Origin of the sequence: Moorena sp. SIO2C4 (assembly GCF_010672485.1) — a bacterium.
In the GTDB taxonomy this organism is placed as follows: Bacteria; Cyanobacteriota; Cyanobacteriia; order Cyanobacteriales; family Coleofasciculaceae; genus Moorena; species Moorena producens.
The window spans coordinates 1-3,615 of the sequence record NZ_JAAHGN010000792.1; the positions used below are offsets into that span (position 1 = coordinate 1).

At 42.4% G+C, this 3,615-nt stretch carries 4 protein-coding genes; 2 read left to right on the forward strand and 2 right to left on the reverse strand.

Features of this window, described 5'->3' with window-relative positions; genetic code table 11:
• Positions 1-26 precede the first annotated feature (26 nt).
• Entirely contained in the window at positions 27-203 is a 177-nt protein-coding gene (locus tag F6K20_RS29115) for a hypothetical protein (RefSeq protein ID WP_287297007.1), read from the forward strand.
• 46 nt (positions 204-249) lie between these two features.
• Here F6K20_RS29115 and acsF read toward each other — a convergent pair whose 3' ends face one another.
• A complete protein-coding gene (gene acsF / locus F6K20_RS29120; protein ID WP_287297009.1) occupies positions 250-1,326 on the reverse strand; it encodes a magnesium-protoporphyrin IX monomethyl ester (oxidative) cyclase in 1,077 nt (358 codons plus the stop codon).
• A 30-nt stretch (positions 1,327-1,356) separates the two neighbouring features.
• Positions 1,357-1,515 carry a hypothetical protein gene (locus F6K20_RS29125; protein ID WP_154659956.1) on the reverse strand — a complete coding sequence of 53 codons (159 nt, stop codon included), beginning with the start codon at positions 1,513-1,515 and terminating at the stop codon, positions 1,357-1,359.
• A 621-nt stretch (positions 1,516-2,136) separates the two neighbouring features.
• Here F6K20_RS29125 and F6K20_RS29130 point away from each other — a divergent pair.
• Positions 2,137-3,348 carry an EF-hand domain-containing protein gene (locus F6K20_RS29130; protein WP_287297011.1) on the forward strand — a complete coding sequence of 404 codons (1,212 nt, stop codon included), beginning with the start codon at positions 2,137-2,139 and terminating at the stop codon, positions 3,346-3,348.
• The last annotated feature ends 267 nt before the right edge of the window (positions 3,349-3,615 follow it).

The following is a 3,615-nucleotide window of genomic DNA, read 5'->3' on the forward strand; positions in this document are numbered from 1 at the left end:
TTCTAACGGAATAATATTCAATTTAAATGCACAATAGCTTAAGTATTAGAAACGTTATTATTACCCTTACTAAAAATCTCCCCCATCTCCCCATCTCCCCATCTCCCTATCTCCCCACACTCCCCTCTCTTTCCCGATTCCCGATTCCCGATTCCCGATTCCCGATTCCCAGCGTAAATCAAAAAAAAAGTGATCCTACCTAATGTAGAATCACCACAAAAACGAAGCTAACAGTTAGCGGAGCAAACTTTAGATCATAGAACCTTGTTTAGCCGTCATATCAATGGGCTTAATCAGGTACAATTTCAGGAGCTGCCAGGCATTAGACATGTAGAGGGGCAACTTCTGGAATATTTGCAAGAACTTGGGCGTATTTGAGTTAGCGATCGCTCTGAGCTTATCATTATTCCGGACACAAATCTCTAGACGCTCATAAAATTCCGGATGGTCTACATCCAAAATAACTGGGAAGACCCGTCCTGAGGTGTCATTAGTCTTCTCAATCACATGCTTATCATACTCACGAGCATCTAAACCAATGGAGGCATAAAATCCATACCGCTGAACATCATTCAGATACATAGTGGCAAACACCGACAGCAAGAAGAATCGGGACCAAAGCTTAGCCTTCCAGTCATTCAGCGTATCCGGCTGGGCTCTCATCAGCGCATCAAAGAAATCCCCGTGACGGTTTTCATCCTGACACCAGTTTTCAAAGAAGCGGAAAATTGGATAGACCCGGTCTTCAGGATGCGCTTCTAAATGGCGATAGATAGTAATATACCGCCAATAGCCAATCTTCTCAGACAGATAAGTAGCGTAGAAAATAAACTTCGGCTGAAAGAAGGTGTACTTCTTGCTCTTAGTCAGGAATCCCAAATCCAGCTGTAGATTGAAATCTGACATGGCCTTGTTCAGGAATCCCGAATGACGTGCTTCATCACGAGACATCAGGGTAAAGCACTCTGCCAGCACAGGATTTTTATTCTTTAAGCGCCGTCCCAATTCCTTATACAGCAAGAAACCAGAGAATTCCGCTGTACAGGAACGTTCCAGAAACTCAACAAATAACCGGCGTTTTTCCCCATCAATATGGTCCCAGGATTGATTAAACTCCTCATCCCGGACAAAATGGTGACGATTGTAGTCAGCTCGAAACTCTTCCAGGATGGCTTCGAGTTCATCCTGATTAGGCGAGAGGTCCATCTTCGCCATTGCTTCAAAGTCAGTAGTGTAGAACCGGGGAGTTAGGATCGTGTCCTTGGCCGGAACTTTTATACCGGGTCGGATTTCATCAAAATCAGGTTTTTTAAGGGAATCTACCATCTTAAGCTCTTGCTTGCTTGTTATAGTTGCTTACCATTCTCGGTGCCCTGGTGTGGCCATATCCGGGTTACTCAACCCACGCCCAAACCCAAGACTGATCATATAGCAATCGGGATCAGCTCGTGAAACCGAGAAAGATTCCCCAAACAGGGAACACAAGGCAACACCTTGTCCCAGGGTCAGTTTCACCAATCAATGACGATTGCTATCTATTGCTATATATATATTGCTTTCTGAGTTTACCAGGGTATTGGTGATCTCAAGCGCTTTTTTTTGTTAAGAGTTACAACGTAATTTAAAGTTTTATCACATTTTGCCCCTGCCGTAGCTTAAACCTGAACCCTTAAGCAAACCTGAAAGCTTAAGCAAACCTGAAGTCTAAAAGCTGTTACATAACTTAAAGAAAATAATTAATTAATAAAGTTATTTAATAAAGTTATTCAATCAAGTTATTACCTTTTTCGTTATCATCTTTATAGTTTTGACCTAAAAATGGGGATTGTCAAGGGGGAACCGTTCCGACTCCCCCTTTTTTTTAGCTCCAAAGTTTGCCGATGCTGAATGTTGACGTTACATTTAATAAATATTGCTTCCATATAATTGACAATTAAGATAATCTATTTTAGATTTTATTAATGATTGAGCATTGATTTTTATTCCATTGCTTACTAATATAGATATTGTCGCTATACCGCCGTTTTAATGTTCGATTATTTATCTGGATAAATTTGGATACACAACTTTTATAATTCAATTATAATTCAAAAAACTTGTAGTTATTTGTAGTTAACAAAAAGGGTAAATCAACTTATGTCAGCGATTGAATCAAGTCAATTGACACCGGCTCAACGTGATGAATTCAAAGAAGTATTTGATTTGTTTGACGCTGATAGTAATGGGTCTCTAACTAGAGAAGAGTTAGCCAATGCTATGGGGTCTCTGGGAATGACTCTAACCGATGAAGAACTAGAAGCGGTCTTGATCAAGACCGATGCCGACTTAAGTGGAACTATCGAATTTAATGAATTTGCGGAATGGGTAGTCAACAAGGTAGACCTCACTTCCCAAGATGATCTACGGGAAATCTTTTCCCTGATTGATTTAGATGGCAATGGTTCTATCTCACTCGATGAATTACGTCAATTGTTGGACTCGTTGAAGGTTAATCTTGGCGAAGATGAACTGACGACACTCATTGCCAAAGCAGACAGTGACAACAATGGTGTGATTGACTACAATGAATTCCTGGAAAGTGATCAACTTTGGAATCAAATTAAGTTAACAGTTGGTGTCACCCGTTCCTTTAAGGAAATTCTGAAGCAGTATACCCAACTGGCTGAAAATCCTCAAGCAGGGTTCGGCACCATTAATCCCCTACCCTATGGTAAAGAAAATGCCGCCAAAATGGGATATGAGGTATCCCAACTTCCTGAGCAAGTTTGGGAGTCTTCCTGTATGTGCGGTAATTCTTTTTCCCTTGGCCCGATTAACAAAGGTGAAACCGTTGTCGATTTAGGATGTGGTGCCGGTGCTGACCTTTGTGTTGCTGCTAGTTTGGTAGGTGAAACCGGGAAAGTCATTGGTGTAGATATGACCGCCGCAATGGTGAATAAAGCCCGTGAAAATGCCGAATTATGTAACTTCACGACTATTGAAGTGATTAAAGCACCCTTTGATATGGGCAAACACGAAGACATTCCCGAAAGTGTAGCCGATGTGGTCATTGCCAATGGGACATTTAACTTATCACCTCGTAAAAAATGTGCTTTTGTCCAAGCCTATAATTGCTTGAAACCAGGGGGTAGGTTTTATTTGGTGGATGTAGTTCGCGAAGGCAATTCTGAGTCAGAAATACAAGCAGGAAGTTGGTGCGATTGTGTAGCAGGCGCTATACCTATTTCCAAAGTTTTAGAACTAATGGCATCAGTTGGATTTGTCCAATGTGAACATGTCGGCTTCACCGGTTACCGCACCTCTGACTATACAGTCACAGCTACTTTCCGAGCTAAAAAAGCCGACTAGGTTTTAAACCTTTAACTATAGCACTGCGCGGATAAAATAGGGAAATTCGGAATTGGGAATAGGGAAACAGAGGGAGGCGTGGGATTCGGGTCCGGGGAGCCACACCTCCTTTGTATGTCAAACTTATATAGCAATTCTACGACTTGTGAGGTACAAATTTATGGTTTTTAGGGAGCAGCGATGCAGCGCGGTCTTGGGGAGGCAGCGCGGTCTTGGGGAGGCAGCGCGGTCTTGGGGAGGCAGCGCGGTCTTGGGGAGGCAGCGCGG